This is a genomic window from Henriciella sp. (assembly GCF_029937755.1).
GTDB lineage: Bacteria > Pseudomonadota > Alphaproteobacteria > Caulobacterales > Hyphomonadaceae > Henriciella.
The window spans coordinates 1-1179 of the sequence record NZ_JAPYPG010000029.1; the positions used below are offsets into that span (position 1 = coordinate 1).

Annotated in this window: 1 protein-coding gene; it reads right to left on the reverse strand. The window is 53.7% G+C overall.

The annotated features are described in order from the left end of the window. Positions 1-22: 22 nt before the first annotated feature. Positions 23-973, reverse strand: a complete 951-nt coding sequence (locus Q1K29_RS18410) for an IS110 family transposase (protein ID WP_084396263.1) — start codon at positions 971-973, stop codon at positions 23-25. Positions 974-1179: the final 206 nt, after the last annotated feature.

The following is a 1179-nucleotide window of genomic DNA, read 5'->3' on the forward strand; positions in this document are numbered from 1 at the left end:
CAGTGGGAAGTATCCGTCTTCGTCAAGTCCGGCTTGGAACCCAGTTTCGGCTATCGCGAAGCAGACTGTTCGCCAGGACGATAAGCTTTCTCATTATGGCTGTGATGGCCAGTTTTGGCGCTTTTCCGGTGGCGACCATCATCTGGTATTTCGCGCTGAATTCCGGATTATGCTTTATGCTAACGAGGGTGGGCATATAGAGCGCCTGTCGCAAATGTGCTCTTCCACCTTGTATGTATCGCTTGCCTCGAAACGTGCCGCTGTCCCGAGCGATCGGAGCAAGTCCTGCAAGACTGGCGGCCGCCTTGTGATCGATGAAGCCGAGTTCGGGCATCTCGGTCAGAAGCATGATCGCGGTTGTTTCTCCAATGCCAGGAATAGTCTGTAGAATGTCGAATCTGGCTTTCAGGAATTCATCATCACGGACCAGCAAACGAAGAGCCGCGTCGATTGCTTTCATGTGACGGTCGATCTGCTCAATCCTTTCCCGTGCCTGGCGCCGCAACAAGGGAGCTATCCGGGCGGAAGACCGGTTGGACGCGCGTGTCCTGTCTTTCACCAGAGCGCGCCGAGCCGATTGTAGCTCTTTCATTTCATTGAACTTGATCGTTCTGTCGCTGACGCGGCGCACAGAAATCATCGCCCCGTATTTTGCGATAAGCCCGGCATCGATCGTGTCTGTTTTCGCCGACACACCCAATGCGTCCGCAAATCGTCGAGCCTGCCGTGGATTGACCTTGCCGAGAGGTATTTCGGCTTTCAGGAAGAACTTCTCGAAGGCAAGATGATACTGCCCGGTCGGTTCATAGAGTAGCTGTTCAAGATGACATCCTGCCATCCAGGTCAGCAATTGCCTGAATCCTTTTTTATCATTCGGGACAGTTATGGTCCTGCCCTCAGGATACATGTGCGCATCCAGAGTGCTCTTTGAAATATCGACGCCGATATGCTGGCGAACTGGTTCGATGGACATTCCAGATCCTTTGCTTGTCGTACGGGCCTAGATGCCCTCGTATCCGTTCAGGTCGCATGGAAATGAAGAGGACGATCAAACTTCCCAACGGCACTTACTCAGCCAGCGCAGGCACGATCCGTTCCTCTACGCCGGCGGGGAAATTGCGCAGTCCCCACCAGCGGTTCTTTTCTAACCAGAAGACCAGGAATCTCTAAGACAAGCGC